General features: G+C 69.7%; 16 protein-coding genes. 7 read left to right on the top strand and 9 right to left on the bottom strand.

The features are described 5' to 3' along the window. The first annotated feature begins 683 nt into the window (after nt 1–683). Entirely contained in the window at nt 684–1,103 is a 420-nt protein-coding gene (locus VFZ92_RS29905) for a MarR family winged helix-turn-helix transcriptional regulator (RefSeq protein WP_330879413.1), read from the top strand. Between the two features lie 58 nt (nt 1,104–1,161). Here the strand turns inward: VFZ92_RS29905 and VFZ92_RS29900 are convergent, their stop codons facing one another. After that, nucleotides 1,162–1,518, bottom strand: a complete 357-nt coding sequence (locus VFZ92_RS29900) for a histone-like nucleoid-structuring protein Lsr2 (RefSeq protein WP_259624838.1) — start codon at nt 1,516–1,518, stop codon at nt 1,162–1,164. A gap of 890 nt (nt 1,519–2,408) precedes the next feature. Here VFZ92_RS29900 and VFZ92_RS29895 point away from each other — a divergent pair. Continuing rightward, a complete protein-coding gene (locus VFZ92_RS29895) occupies nt 2,409–3,110 on the top strand; it encodes a hypothetical protein (protein ID WP_330879412.1) in 702 nt (233 codons plus the stop codon). Between the two features lie 133 nt (nt 3,111–3,243). Here VFZ92_RS29895 and VFZ92_RS29890 read toward each other — a convergent pair whose 3' ends face one another. Together VFZ92_RS29890 and VFZ92_RS29885 are read right to left on the bottom strand one after the other, a co-directional pair. Continuing rightward, nucleotides 3,244–3,651, bottom strand: coding sequence for a hypothetical protein (locus VFZ92_RS29890; RefSeq protein WP_330879411.1), 408 nt, complete (start codon nt 3,649–3,651; stop codon nt 3,244–3,246). 387 nt (nt 3,652–4,038) lie between these two features. Beyond that, nucleotides 4,039–4,656, bottom strand: a complete 618-nt coding sequence (locus VFZ92_RS29885; protein ID WP_414720058.1) for a hypothetical protein — start codon at nt 4,654–4,656, stop codon at nt 4,039–4,041. Nucleotides 4,657–4,881: 225 nt separating this feature from the next. Between VFZ92_RS29885 and VFZ92_RS29880 the strand changes: the two genes are divergently transcribed. Beyond that, entirely contained in the window at nt 4,882–5,847 is a 966-nt protein-coding gene (locus tag VFZ92_RS29880) for an RluA family pseudouridine synthase (protein ID WP_330879410.1), read from the top strand. On the opposite strand, the gene VFZ92_RS29875 is transcribed toward VFZ92_RS29880, so the two are convergent. Then, nucleotides 5,819–6,364, bottom strand: a complete 546-nt coding sequence (locus VFZ92_RS29875; protein ID WP_330879409.1) for a DUF305 domain-containing protein — start codon at nt 6,362–6,364, stop codon at nt 5,819–5,821. The genes VFZ92_RS29880 and VFZ92_RS29875 overlap by 29 nt on opposite strands. Before the next feature lie 75 nt (nt 6,365–6,439). After that, on the bottom strand, nt 6,440–6,994 hold the full coding sequence (locus VFZ92_RS29870; RefSeq protein WP_330879408.1) for a lytic polysaccharide monooxygenase auxiliary activity family 9 protein: 555 nt from the start codon (nt 6,992–6,994) through the stop codon (nt 6,440–6,442). Nucleotides 6,995–7,293: 299 nt separating this feature from the next. Between VFZ92_RS29870 and VFZ92_RS29865 the strand changes: the two genes are divergently transcribed. After that, nucleotides 7,294–8,331: a C40 family peptidase gene (locus VFZ92_RS29865; RefSeq protein ID WP_330879407.1), complete on the top strand. Its 1,038-nt coding sequence runs from the start codon at nt 7,294–7,296 to the stop codon at nt 8,329–8,331. Between the two features lie 103 nt (nt 8,332–8,434). Here VFZ92_RS29865 and VFZ92_RS29860 read toward each other — a convergent pair whose 3' ends face one another. The 4 genes from VFZ92_RS29860 to recQ form a co-directional block, all read right to left on the bottom strand. Further along, the gene (locus tag VFZ92_RS29860) at nt 8,435–8,806 is read right to left on the bottom strand and encodes a hypothetical protein (RefSeq protein WP_330879406.1); all 372 of its coding nucleotides are present in this window, start codon (nt 8,804–8,806) and stop codon (nt 8,435–8,437) included. A gap of 491 nt (nt 8,807–9,297) precedes the next feature. Further along, on the bottom strand, nt 9,298–9,840 hold the full coding sequence (locus tag VFZ92_RS29855) for a roadblock/LC7 domain-containing protein (protein ID WP_330879405.1): 543 nt from the start codon (nt 9,838–9,840) through the stop codon (nt 9,298–9,300). Beyond that, entirely contained in the window at nt 9,837–10,205 is a 369-nt protein-coding gene (locus tag VFZ92_RS29850; protein WP_330879404.1) for a hypothetical protein, read from the bottom strand. The genes VFZ92_RS29855 and VFZ92_RS29850 overlap by 4 nt, the downstream gene beginning before the upstream one ends. Nucleotides 10,206–10,627: 422 nt before the next feature. Then, complete coding sequence (gene recQ / locus VFZ92_RS29845) at nt 10,628–12,466, bottom strand: DNA helicase RecQ (protein ID WP_330879403.1); 1,839 nt, start codon at nt 12,464–12,466, stop codon at nt 10,628–10,630. A gap of 112 nt (nt 12,467–12,578) precedes the next feature. Here recQ and VFZ92_RS29840 point away from each other — a divergent pair, with 112 nt between their 5' ends. The 3 genes from VFZ92_RS29840 to VFZ92_RS29830 form a co-directional block, all read left to right on the top strand. After that, nucleotides 12,579–12,962, top strand: a complete 384-nt coding sequence (locus tag VFZ92_RS29840) for a VOC family protein (protein WP_330879402.1) — start codon at nt 12,579–12,581, stop codon at nt 12,960–12,962. Continuing rightward, entirely contained in the window at nt 12,959–13,408 is a 450-nt protein-coding gene (locus tag VFZ92_RS29835) for a hypothetical protein (RefSeq protein ID WP_330879401.1), read from the top strand. The genes VFZ92_RS29840 and VFZ92_RS29835 overlap by 4 nt, the downstream gene beginning before the upstream one ends. Nucleotides 13,409–13,489: 81 nt before the next feature. Further along, nucleotides 13,490–15,615, top strand: a 2,126-nt coding sequence (locus tag VFZ92_RS29830; protein ID WP_414720056.1) for a GH92 family glycosyl hydrolase, incomplete at its 3' end; no start/stop codon positions are given.

The raw sequence follows: 15,615 nt of genomic DNA, 5'->3' as shown, positions 1-15,615 counted from the left end.
GGGTGTGGGGTTGAGCGGCGTGTCACCACCGTCGTGCTGTGGCCGATTTGACTTGGGGCCCCTGGATTCAGGCCTTCGCGGGCTGCGGGGGCAGGTGAAGGAAGCTTTGCCCGCAGTGCAAGTTCAAGGCCTGAATCCCCCAAGTGAAATCGGCCGCGTTCCGTGGCCGCGCCTCCACCTCGGTCCTGGGTCACCCGTGGGTTGGCTGGTGCCATTCGTTCCGTGGCCGCGCGCCGCCTTGGTCGTGGGTCGCCTGTGGGTCAACTGGCGCCATTCGCGCGTCACCTCGGTCGTGGGTCACGGGGGATCGACCGGTGACATTGCACGCCGTCTCGGTTGTGATCGGCTGGTGCCATTCGTTCGGTGCCGCGCGTCGCCTTGGCCGTGGGGCGTGAGGTGTCATTCACCCTGCCGGTTGCCGCCCGTGACTATTCCGTCTGGCGGAAGGTGTCGGGCCTGCCGTGTGTCTATTGGTGTGAATGTGTTGGCCCCCACCGGGCTTGGCTGTCCGCCGACCGTGGGCCAGGGGTGGTGGGTGTTCGGTCTCAGGTTTTCGGCGGTTCGGCCTAATTTCACACCTGAGGGTGGGGTGATGCGTCAACTCACCCGTAGTATGTTGTTTCGTGAGCGATGATCCGTGGCTGAGTGCGAGTGAGCAGCGAGCCTGGCGCAGCTTCCTGGCGATGCAGAGGCAGCTGAACACGCACCTGTACCGGCACCTGCAACGTGAGTTCGGGCTGTCCGGCTCCGACTACGAGATCCTGGTGAACCTGTCCGAAGCGCCCACCGGGCGGATGCGGGCGTTCGAGCTGGGCGAGGCGACCGACTGGGAGAAGAGTCGGATGTCGCACCACCTGACGCGGATGGCGCAGCGCGGGCTGGTGCGGCGCGAGCCCTGCGCCGAGGACACGCGGTACGCGGACATCGTGCTGACCGACGAGGGGCGTGCGGCGATCACGGAGGCCGCGCCCCACCACGCTGCGAACGTGCGCGCCTGGTTCATCGACGCGGTGGGCGAGGAGCGGCTCGGGGTGATCGAGGACGCCAGCGAGGCCGTGCTGGTGGCGCTGGCCGAGCACGACGCGCGAGCGGACCACCGGTGACGCGCGAGAGCCCCGCGACCTGAGCGGTCTCGGGGCTCTCGCGCTGAAGCCCTGGGGCTCAGCGGTGGGCGGACTCGAACGCGTCGACCACGCTGGCCGGGATGCGGCCGCGGTCCGCGAGCTCGTGCCCGTTCGCCTTGGCCCAGTCGCGGATGGCCCGCGTCTGCTCCTTGCTCCGCCCCTCTCCGGCGGGCTTGCCCCCCACGACCGCGGCGGTGCCGCGCTTCGCGCGACCGCCGGTCCGCCGTGCGGCGGCGACGAAACTGGCCAGACCATCGCGCAGCTTCGCGCCGTTGGCCTCATTCAGGTCGATCTCGTAGGTAACACCATCCAGTGAAAACTGCACCGTGGAAATGTCTTCACTGCTCGTGCCGTCCAGGTCGTCGATCAGCTGGACGAGAACCTTCTGGGCCATGGGTCGAACCTCACAACGAGTCGAACGGGCGGAATGTGACGACAATACCAAACCAACGCAGTTAATAGTCGGCTTGCGGAAAAAAGTCAACGACCGCACCGCGCGGAGTTTCGAGCCCCGCCAAACGTCACCCGTTCGAGGGCAGCCGTTATCAGGGTCACCCGTCCAGCGCTACCGCGACCCGCCATGCGAGACCGCCCGGAAGGCCCCAGGACGTCCACGGAGTGGACAGCGCCGTCGAATCGGTAAACCGACACCCCTAAACCAGGCCTATCCCGCTCACTCACACGAACGTGCGGCCGACGAACGCACGGCCATCCCGCAGCGGACGACGCGGAGCCCGGACGGCCAGATTTTTTCCAACCGCCGACCGCAAAGAGCCGGCCACGAGACCACCGCGTCGAATCCGCGCGGCACCGGGCCACCAGCGGCAGACAACGGCTCTGACGTCGACCAACAGCACATCGGAACACCGCCGCGACACCGCTTCCGCAGACGACGGCACCCCGCACCCGAGCGCACCGCGGTCGAAGCAATTGGCGAACGACAGCCAACGGCATTCCGAAGGCGGCACCCGGTCCCCGCACACATGCACGCAGCCGTTTTGCACAATTCGCCCAGCGCTCACATCAGCACCGACCGAACCGCGCCGCGGAACCGATCCACGCCCTCCCCCCGGCAAGCCCCGCCCGCCACAACGGTAGCGACGAGAACATCCACTGAACATATTCCAAGACGAACGACTACACCCCGCGCACGGTCGGTAGCACAAACGGGCGCGTCACCGACCCGCCTGCCGGAAAGGGCTCCGCCGAAGTCGATCTCATCACACCGCCCCCTGTTCGCGATCAAGAACTGAACATCCACGCCGCGTAGGGCACAGTGGACGCATGCAGATGCGACTGCCCGATCCCGGTGCGCTGTTCGGCCTGGCGAAGTCGACCGTTGGATGGGCGGTGGACACCGCGGTCACGGTCGCCGCCGTTCCCGGCAGGGTGCTGGGTCTACTGGATTCGGCCGAATCACTCGTCGGCCGGGTGGACGACGTGGTGACCAGAGCGGACACCTTGGTTCGGAAAACCGAAGCGGTCGTGGACCAGGTCACCGCGGTGGTCGAACAAGCACGCACGGTCAGCGCCGCGGCACAGGTGGTCGTCGCCGACGCCCGCCGCGTCTCCACGGCGGCCGAAGCGGTCGTGACCGAGGTAGTGGACATCACCTCACAGGCCAACGGTGTCGTGGCGGTAGCCGAGTCCACCGCCCGCACGGCCCACGAACTGCTGGAGGCCTACTCCCCCCTGGCCCGCCAGGCGATGCCACTGCTCCGCCGCTTCGTGGAGGAGCTGTCACCCCACGAGATCGAAGCAGCCATCAAACTGGTCGACCAGCTACCGGTCATCACCGAACACGTCCTCACGGACGTACTACCGATCCTCGCAACCCTGGACAAGGTGGGCCCGGACCTCCACCAGCTGCTGGAGGTCACCAACGACGTCCGCCAGGCCATCCTGGGCATCCCGGGTTTCAACTTCCTCCGCAAGCGAGGCGAAGACAAGGCCCCCGAGCTGGAAGCAGAGCAGAACCAGGCGTGATCAGTCCACACAGGACACAGAGCGCCGGGCCCGCGGTCAAGGCGACGCGCGGCCACAGCACGACGCGAGCCACGGCAACCGCCCTCTGACAGCAACGCAACCCACCCACCCCGACACCGACACCACCCCAGGCTCACCGGGAGTCCACATCCGCCCCGGTCCGCACCCGCACCACGTTCGACCCCTCCCCCCAGCAGAACGCCCGAACCCGGTACTCAGCCACCTTCTCCCCGGGCAACGTGATCAACCCGGCCGAGTTCACCCCCGCCTGCAACACCGCGGCGGGCGTGAACACCGAAGCGCCCTCCGCCTTCACCTCGATCAGGTACCCGTCCTCGTCATCAGCCCGGTCGACCCACGTGAACAGAATCCCGTTGGCGTGCACGACCGTCCCCCGGAAGTCACCGGGCACCCCTCCCCCGGCCCGCACCGACGACACCCCGTCGACAACCCCCGGCACGGTCCTGGGCGTGACCCACGCGTGGTCCTCCGCCTGCGTCCCGTCATCCAGCTCACCGGGCGGCAGGGCGATTTTCCGCACCTCCCCCACGGCCCCGGAATAAGCCCGGACACGGTACGAAAAATCCGTGGAGGGAATCAGGTCGGGATGCCGGTGGGAACCTTGTTCCACCGGCGCGTACTGGAGCGTCGTGTACTCCCCGCCCTCGCCGGTGGCGAACTCCACCGCCACCCCGGAAACACGAGGATCGGCGACCTTCCACGACAGCACCGCGTCAACGGGCGATTCCAGGACAACACCCAACTCGACCGCGGAACCTGATCGGGGAGCCTCGCCCGAACACCCGGCGAGAACGAGGACGACCGCGAGCGGAACAGGGAACTTGAGCACGAACCCCCCAGGGGTGGAGGACCCCCGCCGTCCCGGTGGCGACCGGCACCACCGGGACGGCAGGACGTCGAGACCGACCTACTGCCGCCAGAACTTGACCCCGCTCCACACGACCGTGGCGGGCCCCTGACCCGAACTCGTCCGGTAGGCGCCGAACTTGTCGTAGAAGTTCCCGCCGGGGCTCGCGTAGGTGTGCTTCAGCGATCCGTTGATGTACGTCTTGTGGTTGTTCCCGATCCGGTGCACCGTGTTGACCCGCACCGATGTGCCCACGGTGGCCCCGGTGGCGACCGTGGCGCCGCCGTGCACGGCGTAGAGCCTGCCGCCGCGCTCGACCGCGAGCATGAAGAACGGGCCGGGCTCGGAGTCGTTGAACGTCTGCTTCAGGCTGATCCGGGTACCGGCCAGGCTGGAGATCCGGAACGTGCCCTCGAACTGGCGGGCACCGCCGCCGGAGTAGTTCGCGTACCGGCGCTCGGCGCGCTGGTCGCCGCTGGCCGTGGAGCACGTCAACTGGAACGTGAGCCCGTTGACGACCCCGCACCCCCTCTCCTGAACGGTGAACGAGGGCGAGTAGGAGGTCCAGCCTCCGGACTCGACCTGAGCCCCGGCGCTCGGTGCGCCGACGATTCCCGTTGCGGTGAGTGCGGCCGCCGCGAGTGCGAACACGCGCACTCGGGAAAACAGTCGTGACATCATCGTCCCTTCCGTGGCTGCGGCGGCGACGTGGAAGGCAAACATTAAGGGCGTTAGCGTGTCTCTTTCAAGAGCGCGTCGAATGTTTATGGACGTGAACCAGTCGATCATGCATTCCCGGTAATTCGTGAGTGCGAGTGAGAAAAAATGGTTCGCGCCGCGAATCCGGACCGGTTCCTCCACCGCGCCCGGCGGGGGAACCGGGAACGGTTACGCTCCCCCACGATGAGACGCAAGCTCAAGCCCCCGCTGCCCCAGCGGCACGGCCTCGACCCGGCCCGGCTGCGGATGCCCGCGGAGGGGTCCTGGGCGACGCTGCGGGACCACCTGGTCGAGCGGCTGCCGAAGGTGGACCCGGCGCGCATCGACACGATGCTGCGCGAGAGCCGGATCGTGGACATGGACGGGCCGGTGGCGCCGAACGCGCCGTTCGTGCCGAACTCGTCGGTGTGGTTCCACCGCGACCTGCCCGACGAGGTGGCGGTGCCGTTCGAGATCGGTGTCGTGCACCGCGACGACGACCTGCTGGTCGTGGACAAGCCGCACTTCCTCGCGACGATCCCGCGCGGCAAGCACATCGTGGAGACGGCGCTGGTGCGGCTGCGGCGCGAGCTGGACCTGCCGGACCTCGTGCCCGCGCACCGGCTGGACCGCGTGACCGCCGGGCTGATCATGTTCGTGGTGAACCCGGCCCGGCGCGGCGCGTACCAGACGCTGTTCCGGGACCGCTTGGTGCACAAGGAGTACGAGGCCGTCGCCCGGTACGACCCCGACCTCGACCTGCCGCGCACGGTGCGCAGCCGGATCGTCAAGGAGAAGGGCGTCATCACCGCGCGGGAGCCGGAGGGGCCGCCGAACAGCGAGACCCTCGTCGAACTCGTCGAGCACCGCGACGGCCTCGGCCGGTACCGGCTGCTGCCGAGGACCGGGCGCACGCACCAGCTCCGGCTGCACATGGCCGGGCTCGGCGTGCCGATCCTCGGTGACGACTTCTACCCCGTCCTGACCGAGACCGCGTTGGACGACTACCGGAAACCGTTGCAGCTGCTGGCGAAGGTGCTCGCGTTCACCGATCCGCTCACGGGCGCGCCCCGGCGGTTCGAGAGCCCGTCGACGCTGCTGGCGTGGCGGTCGCACGAGGCGTGGCTCGCGGGCCCGCCCGCTACCCGACCAGGCTCAGCAACCGGCTGATCTCCTTGGTCCGCGACTCGCGGATGGTGGTCGCCAGCTCCTTGGCGCTCGCGTTGCGGCCTCCGTCCACTTCGGTCTTCGTCAGCTCGACCGAGTTGTGCAGGTGCCCGGTCATCAGGTTGAGGAACGTGGTGTCGAACTCCGAGTCCGGTGTGGACTTGAGCGCGGCGATCTCGGCGGGACTGGTCTGGTGCAGTCCCCCGTGGTGCGCGTGCGCGCCGGGGTCGGCGTCCACCTCGGTCGACTGCCCCCACTCGGTCAGCCAGCCCCTCATGGTCTCGGACTCCTCGCGCTGCACGGTGTCCAGCTCCTCGGCGAGGTCGCGCACGGCGGGCTCGACCGCCCGCTCCTTCGCCAGACCGGTCAGCTCGATGCCCTGGGCGTGCAGGGGGAGCATCATCTGGAGGAACATCACGTCGGTCACGTTGAAGTCGGCCTTCGAGGTGGAGTCGACGGAGCCGCAGCCCGCGAGCAGCAGGGCGGCGGCGAGCAGCAGGGCGAGCGGTCGGCGGTTCATGGTCCTCCACGGCTCGGGGTGCGGGCGGAACGGGGACCCGCGCTCCGGCGCGGAGCGCGGGTCCCCTGCCGGCGACTAGGCGGGAGCCAGCGTCTTCGACCCGGCCGCGAAGCCGTTCACCTGCACGTCGACGCACGAGTAGAAGGCGTTGGCCGTGTCCGCGATGTTCCACACCGCGAGGACCTTCTGCCTGCCCGTGCGACCGCCGAGGTTGACGGAGTGGTTCACGGTGGCACCCGGCTGCCTGCCGCCGTCGTTGAAGACGGCGATGCGGGTCCCACCGATGAAGTACTCCCAGGTGCTGGTGGCGTGGCGCGCCGTCAGCACCCAGTTGAAGTTGACCGTGCCGCCCACCGAGGCCGCGGGCCAGCCCTTGCTCTCATCGCTCAGCACCGTGAAGCGCGAGTTGCCGTGGCAGTTCTTGACGCCCTTCGGGCCCTCGACGCTCTGCGGCTCCCAGACGATGTCGCCGCAGTTCTGGACGCGGCCCTGGGCGCAGTTCGCCTGCCTGCTGGGTGGGGACGAGATGTAGCCGTGCGCACTCGCCGTCCCCGCGGGTGACAGGACGACGATCAGGGGTGCGACGCCGATGGCGACCGCCGCCGCGGCGATCTTGCTCCTCATGCTCATGTCAGCTCCTCTGGAATGAATGGCTGTTCCCAGGTGGAGGGCACTACGGGAGCGCCGACCACCGCAGGGGTGGGAACCCGATGCAGCGGATACGTGATCCACGCGCCGTGCCAACGCGGCGGAATTGGCACGGTTCTCTCTCGGCCACGAGGTTTCCGCTGGTCAGCGGATCCAGGTTGTCGCTTGTACATGTGGTCTAGACCAGAAACGTTAGCGACCTCGGACAAAGCGGTCAAGACGTATTGGAAAGCTATGAACGAATACTGAACCGCGATCCGCCGGTTCCCGTACAGCCCGGTATGACGTCGTTGCCGGTCAGGCGCACCGCCCGTGCCGCTCTCGCGGTGGCGATCACCGCCGCCCTGGTCCTCGCTCCCGCACCCGCGGCGGGGGCCGAACCGGTGCCCCCGAACTCCTCCGAGGCGCTCAAGCGGTACACCGGCCTGACGCACGACGCGGAGGTCCTCAACGAGGAGCACCTGCGCGCCCAGGAGGACAAGCGGGCCAAGCAGGCCGAGCTGGAGCGCGCGAACCAGGACCTCGTGACGGCGGGGCAGGCGCTGGACCGGGCGACGGCGGCGGAGACGCAGTTCCGCGGCCAGGTGGACCTCCTGACCGAGGCGTCGTTCCAGGGCGCGCGGTTCACCGGGCTGTCGGCGATGCTGGTCGCCGACAGCCAGACCGACTTCCTCACCCGGATGTCGGCGATGGACGTGCTGGCGGCCGACCAGGCGGCGTCGCTGGAGTCGCTGTCGGCCGCGCTGGCCGACGCCACCGCCGCGCGCGCCGGGGCGCGGGACGCGCGGGAGCGGGCGGCGGAGGCGTCGGCCGCGGCGAACGACCTGGTCGACGACATCGAGGAGAAGCGAGTCGCACTGGTGTCGCAGGTGAACGCGGCGCGCAGGCAGTACGACTCGCTGACCTCCTCCGACAGGGCCGTGCTGGCGAACAGGGGTGACACGTCCGCGGTCCCCACGCCCTCCGGCGCGGCCGGGAAGGCGTTGGCGTTCGCGCTGGCCCAGCGCGGGAAGGCCTACGTGTTCGGCTCCAACGGCCCGAACACGTGGGACTGCTCCAGCCTGACGCAGGCCTCGTACCGCGAGGCGGGCGTGGCCATCCCCAGGGTCACGTACACGCAGGCGACGACCGGGAGGCCGGTGTCGCGCGGCGAGGTCCAGCCGGGCGACCTGATCATCTACTACTCCGGGCAGTCGCACGTGGCCATGGCCGTGGACGACGTCCGGGCCGTGCACGCGTCGACCGAGGGCGTGCCGGTGAAGATCGCCAACATCGACGACATCGGGCCGATCAGCGTGATCCGGCGGATCGTGGGCTGACCGGTGCGCGGGGTGCGCCTCGGCGTCCGTCCGCGCGGCGTGCGCCACCGCTCCCGACCAGCGCGGTGACCACGGTCGCGGACGTCCGGACCGGCGCGGCGCCCTACACCGTCAGGTGGGCCTCGATGCGCTTGAGGTAGTGCCGCGCGAGGGCGAGGTTCGCGTGCTCGCGGTCCAGCACCAGGTAGAGGAACAGCGTCGGGTTGCCCTTGGCGGCGGACAGCGGCCGGATCAGGTGGTACTGGCGGTTGAGCGTGATCAGGATGTCCTCGATGGTGTCGTTCAGCTTGAGCGACGACATGACCCGCAGCTTCGCGCGCACGACCTCGGTGTTGCCCGCCGCGGCGACGTCCAGGTCGAGCCAGTCACCGCCGCCGAGCGTGCCCAGCGACATGCCGCTGTCGTAGTCGACCAGCGCCACCCCCACGGCACCCACGATGCTCATGGCTTCTTTCAAGGCTAAGTCGATGCTCATGGAAAAAGGGCTCCTCATGCGTGATCGGGGAAGGTGCCGGACAACCCGCGAACCATTTCGCGCGGGCCGAAGCGGCGGCGCCCAGCAAATCACACCACGTCGCGGAACCGCACGGAAGAACGACCGTTTGGAGCAACCCGTGTCACCGTTGAGCCTCGATGAGTGCGGTGTGTAACACCACCCGAGCGGATCACGCACCGCCAGATCGGGGTGACGGAGCGTTTGACGTGCACAATCCCGACCGCCGGGCGACACACGGACGGTCCGTCACCCTTCGCGCCGCCCCAGGCGGACACGAAGGGTGACATCGACGTGACATTGTGAAGAAAGGCGTCGAAAACCCGCACGTGGATTCTGAACCGGCGCGTTCCTCAATGAACTCCGCACTCGGAGAACGCCGATTCGAGCCGTTCTCACCCCGGAATTCCCGACCGCACTCCGCGGGCTCGGCCCAGAACTGGCCCGGTTCCCCGGCGGACCGGGGCGGCCGGTCAGGCCTCCGCCGAACCTTCCTCGAAGTAGGCCCGCCGGTTCGCGCGCACGGTGCGCACGCGCTGCCGCAGGACGACGTGCTGCAAGAGCGACAGCGCCTGCTTGGCCGCTATGTTGAACAACCCCATGGTGATGTCCCGCTCGCCGAACACGACGAGCAGGAGCGACGACTCGACCGGGAACACGCAGACGTAGCCGGACTCGCCCTCGAACATCGCCGTGCGCGGCTCGCCGATCCCGGCCTGCGTGGTGAACTGCACGGCGAGCCCGATGGCCGCCGCGGACATGGCCGCGACGCTCTCGACCTCGACGTCCCTGGTGTCCTCCGCCAGGACCAGACCGTCCTGGGTGGCCACCAGGAGCCCGGTCACCCGGTCGACCTGACCGCGGATCGTGCGCAGCGTCGCGCCCATCTCGTCCGAGTCGAACGGCGGCTGTGCCACCACGGGCCCCATCGGGAGGGGTTTCGCGCCGGGCGTCGACGGTCTCCGCGTCGGCAGCGGCGCGCCGGCGGCCGGTCGGTGGGCTTCCGCGGCGCTCATACGGCCAGGCTGGCTTCGATGCGCTTCAGGCTGTGCCGGGCGAGGGCGAGGTTGGCCCGTTCGCGGTCCAGCACCAGGTAGAGGAACAGCGTCGAGTTGCCCCTCGCCGAGAGCGGCCGGATCAGGTGGTACTGGCGGCTCAGCGTGATCAGGATGTCCTCGATGCTGTCGTTCAGCGCGAGGGACGCCATGACCCGCAGCTTCGCGCGCACGACCTCGGTGTTGCCCGCCGCCGCGATGTCCAGGTCGAGCCACTCGCCCCCGCCCAGCGAGCCCAGCGACATGCCGCTGTCGTAGTCGACGAGCGCCACGCCCACCGCCCCCGTGATGGTCATCGCTTCCTTCAACGCCACGTCGATGCTCATGGAGAAATTGACCCCTCATATGCCATCAGGTGTACATCGGGTAACGCGCGGGCGGACGTCGCGTCAGCCCCATTGGGCAATAGCAACCGCGCTTGGCGAATCACACTATGTCGCTCAGCCGTACCGAAATACGGCTGTTCGGAGCAACCTAGGTCACCTGTTGATATCGACGGGCCCGAAACAGTGCGGTGCGTAGTCGACCGTGAGGCCACGGTTACAGCGCGCTGCCAGGGACTACGCCGCCTGGTGCCGAGGCGGCACCCCAGTGCACAGGGGCACGGGCTCACGCGCTGTCATCGACTCGCACAACCCGCTAACGAATGTGCGGCCTCGGCCGATATGACGAATAATCGCGGTCGACCGCGTGCGGCTATCGGAAGCGAAAGCCGACTTCTCCCGTGCGCGAAAACTCGGCGGGGCGCCTACTCCGCCAGCGTGTCCAGAATTCCCTGGCCGTACTTCGCCAGCTTGTTCTCGCCCACGCCGCTGACCGTGCCCAGTTCCTCCAGCGAGCCGGGGGCGAGGGTGGCGATCTGCCGCAGGGTCGCGTCGTGGAAGACGACGTACGCGGGCACGCCCTGCTCCTTCGCCGTCGCGGCCCGCCAGGCGCGGAGCCGCTCGAACACCGGGGCCGCCTCGGCGGGCATGTCCACCACCGCGGCGGCGGCCTTCGCGGCACGGGCGGGCCTGGCGGCGCGGACGCGCTCGGGCTCGCGCCGGAGCACGACCTCCCGCTTGCGGCCCAGCACCTCGGCGCTCGCGGGCGTCAGGACGAGGGTGCCGTAGTCGCCCTCCACCGCCAGGAGGCCCTGCGCGAGCAGCTGGCGGACCACGCCGCGCCACTCGGACTCCTTCAGGTCGGCCCCGATGCCGAAGACGGTGAGCGAGTCGTGGTCGAACTGGATGACCTTGGCGGTCTTCCTGCCCAGCAGGATGTCGACGACCTGGCCCGCGCCGAACTTCTGCCTGCGCTCGTTCTGCAACCGGTACACCGTCGACAGCAGCTTCTGCGCGGCGATGGTGCCGTCCCACGACTCCGGCGGGGACAGGCACGTGTCGCAGTTGCCGCACGGCTCGCCCTCCTGGCCGAAGTAGGCGAGGAGGCGGGCGCGGCGGCACTCGACGGTCTCGCACAGCGAGAGCATCGCGTCGAGGTGCAGGCCGAGCATCCGGCGGTGGGCCTGGTCGCCCTCCGAGGTGTCGATCATCTTGCGCTGCTGCACCACGTCCTGGAGGCCGTAGGCCAGCCACGCCGTGGACGGCAGGCCGTCGCGGCCAGCGCGGCCGGTCTCCTGGTAGTAGCCCTCGACCGACTTGGGCAGGTCGAGGTGGGCGACGAACCGGACGTCCGGCTTGTCGATGCCCATGCCGAAGGCGATGGTGGCGACCATGACCAGGCCGTCCTCGCGCAGGAAGCGGGACTGGTTGGCCGCGCGGACGCCCGAGTCGAGGCCCGCGTGGTACGGCAGGGCGGGGACCCCGTTCTGCACCAGGAACTCCGCCGTCTTCTCCACCGACGCGCGCGAGAGGCAGTAGACGATGCCCGCGTCGCCCGCGTGCTCGGTGCGGAGCAGGTCGAGGAGCTGCTTCTTCGGCTCGTTCTTGGGTTCGATGCGGTACTGGATGTTGGGGCGGTCGAAGCTCGCGACGAAGTGCCGGGCCTCCTGGAGGTTGAGCCGGGTGGCGATCTCCTGGTGCGTCGCCTTCGTCGCGGTGGCCGTCAGCGCGATGCGGGGCACGTCCGGCCAGCGCTCGTGCACGGCCGAGAGCGCCAGGTAGTCCGGCCGGAAGTCGTGGCCCCACTGGGAAACGCAGTGGGCCTCGTCGATCGCGAACAGCGAGACCTTCCCCCGGTCGAGCAGGCGCGCGGTCGATTCGAGGCGCAGCCGCTCCGGGGCAAGGTAGAGCAGGTCGAGCTCCCCCGCCAGGAACTCCGACTCGACCATGCTGCGCTCGTCCGGGTTCTGCGTGGAGTTCAGGAACCCGGCCCGCACACCGACGTTGCGCAGCGCGTCGACCTGGTCCTGCATCAGGGCGATCAGCGGCGAGACGACCACGCCGACACCCGGCCGGACCAGCGCGGGGATCTGGTAGCACAGGGACTTCCCGCCACCCGTCGGCATCAGGACGAGCGCGTCGCCACCCGCGACCACGTGCTCGATGACGTCCTGCTGGCTGCCGCGGAACTCGGCGTACCCGAACACCCGCTGGAGTACTCCACGGGCTTCGCTCACGGCCGTTCCGGTGTCGGGGGAGGACATGGCGGCGATCCTACGAGGGAGGTCCGACAGAAACCCCGGCGAGTTGACTTCCAGCGCGGTGGAGGTTCTAGCCTCGATGGTTCGGAGCTAGTCGAAAGGGGGCTTCACCAGCATGGCAGTGCGGTTGAACCACACGATCGTGGCGGCGAGCGACGCGAAGGGGTCCGCCCGGTTCCTGGCGGAGGTGATGGGCCTGCCCGCACCGGTGCCGTTCGGGCCGTTCGTCACCGTGCAGACCGACGGCGACACCACGCTCGACTTCATGACCAGGCCGGGCGAGATCACGTCGCAGCACTACGCGTTCCTCGTCGACGAGGACGACTTCGACGCCATCTTCGGCCGGATCAAGGAGCGGGGGCTCACCTACTGGTCGGACCCGCACCACCAGGACGAGGGGCGGATCAACACCCACGACGGCGGGCGGGGCGTGTACTTCGACGACCCCGACGGGCACGCGCTGGAGATCATCACCCGGCCGTACGGCAGCGGGGCGTGACGCGGGCCCCGCGGGCGGCGGTGGTCGCGGGGGTGCTGAGCGGGGTGCCGTCCACGCTGCACGCCCTGGCGACCGGCGGCGACGTGCTCGCCGCGACGCGCGCGGCCGGGACGCTGCTCCCCGGCCGCCGCGCCTCCGCCGCGCGCGGGGTGGTCGCGCACGCGCTGCTGACCGCGGGGTGGACGGCGGTGCTCGCGGCCGTCCACCGGCGGCGGCCGTTCGGTGCGCTCGGCGGAGCCGTCGCGGGTCTGGCGGTCGCCGTGCTGGACCTGGAGGTCGTGGGACGGCGGTACCCGGCCGTCCGGGCGCTGCCGAGGGGCCCGCAGTACGCCGACCACCTCGCGTTCGGCGCGCTGGTCGGGACGACCCTCCGACCGGTTCGTCGCGGAACGAACGGTCAGGGCCGTGTCCTGTTCTGTCTTGTCGGTTCTCGTTCGAGTCGTTGACAGGCGGATGTCCGCCCTGACACGGTGCGTGGCAGGAGAACGACTGCGGGGCATGACAACGATGTCATCGAGGAGGACCTGGTGCGCAGCAGACGAACCCGTGCCGCGGCGGCGCTCGCCGGAGCGCTCGTGGCGGGCTTGCTCGCCACACCGCCCGCGACGGCGGCCCCGCCAGAGGACCCGACCGGGCTGGTGAACCCGTTCGTCGGAACCCAGAACTTCGGCAACACCTTCCCCGGCGCCAGCTCGCCGTTCGGGATGGTGCAGGTCAGCCCGGACACCGGCGGGCAGGGCGGGTACGACTACCAGCAGGGCACGATCTACGGGTTCAGCCAGACGCACCTGTCCGGCGTGGGCTGCGGCGTCGCGGGCGAGCTGCCGATGATGCCGACGACCGGCGCCGTCAGCAGCGTCGACCCGAACGTCTACCGCTCGCCGTACTCCCACTCCGACGAGGCCGCGACGCCCGGCTACTACCGCGTCGGCCTGTCGAAGTACGGGGTGAACTCGGAGCTGACCGCCACCACCCGCACGGGCTGGCAGCGGCACACGTTCCCGGCGACGGGCGCGGCGAACGTCCTGTTCAACACCGGCAAGGCCAACCAGAACGTGTTCGACTCCGAGGTGCACGTCGTCGGGGACCGCACGGTCGAGGGCCGGGTCAGGGCCGGTGGGTTCTGCGCGGGCCGCGACGAGCACACCGTGTACTTCACGGCCACGTTCGACCGCCCGTTCGCGTCCTTCGGCTCGTGGCGCGGGTCGACCACGACGCCCGGCAGCCGCGACGCGGCGGGCACGGGCTCCAACGGGGCCTGGGTCACGTTCGACGCCACCGCCGACCGCGACGTCGTCGTGAAGGTCGGCCTGTCCTACACCGGGGCCGAGGGCGCGCGGAAGAACCTCGCCGCCGAGACGACGAACCACGACTTCGAGGCCACGAGGCAGAAGGCCCACGACGACTGGGTCGCGCAGCTCTCCTCGGTCACCATCGGCGGCGGCTCGGTCGAGCGGCGGACGGCGTTCTACACCGCGCTCTACCACTCGCTGCTGCACCCGAACCTCGCCGGCGACGTCGACGGCAAGTACGTCGGGTTCGACGGCGCGGTGCACACGGCGTCCGGGTTCACGCCGTACCAGAACTTCTCGCTGTGGGACACCTACCGCCCGCAGAACCAGCTCCTGGAGATGCTGCGCCCGGACGTGGCGCGCGACGTCGCGCTGTCGCTCGTGGCGGCGGGCCGGGACGGCGGCTGGCTGCCCCGCTGGGCGCTCGCGAACAGCGAGACCAACATCATGACCGGCGACCCGGTCACCCCGTTCCTGGTGGAGGCGTGGTCGAAGGGCCTGCTCGCCGGGTACGAGGAGGAGACCTACGCGCTGCTGCGCGAGAACGCCACGAGCCTCCCGCCCGCCGACTCGCCGTACAACGGGCGTTCCGGCGTCGAGCACTACAACGACCGCGGCTACATCCCGTCCGGCCTGAAGCTGGGCACGGACTGCGCGCACAAGGGCGGCGACAACGACTGCGTGCACCCGGCTTCGGCGACGATGGAGTACTCGGCGGCCGACGCCTCGCTCGCGCTGATGGCCAAGGGGCTCGGCAAGACCGCCGACGCCACGCTGTTCGCGGGCCGCGGCCAGTGGTACCGCAACCTGTGGGACTCCTCGATCTCCCAGTTCCGCCCGCGCACCGCCGAGGGCACGTGGCTCACGCCGTACGACCCGGTCGAGGCCGGGCACCAGTTCCACGAGGGCGGCGCCTACCAGTACCAGTGGCTGGTCCCGCAGGACCCGGCCGGGATGGTCTCCCTGATGGGCGGCAAGGCCGCCACGACCAAGCGGCTGGACGACTTCTTCGTCTACGACAAGCTGCTCGCCGACCCGGCGGGCACGGCGCGGCGCGACTGGATCACCCAGCCCTACGACTACTACGGCAAGCCCACGTACAACCCGAACAACGAGCCCGACCTGCTGGCGCCGTGGATGTACAACTGGGTCGGCGCGCCGGGCAAGGCGTCCACCGCGGTGCGCGCGGCGTGGACGCTGTTCACCACCGGCCCCGACGGCATGACCGGCAACGACGACCTGGGCACGATGAGCGCCTGGTACGTGTTCTCGTCGCTCGGCCTGTACCCGGCGATGAGCGGGTCCGGCGTGCTCACCGTCAGCACCCCGCAGTTCCCGTCGACCACGGTCACGATCGGCGC

This window comes from Umezawaea sp. (assembly GCF_036375055.1).
Lineage (GTDB): Bacteria > Actinomycetota > Actinomycetes > Mycobacteriales > Pseudonocardiaceae > Umezawaea.
Note: the sequence above shows the minus strand (reverse complement) of the source record. Positions and strands in the feature narration are given on the sequence as shown.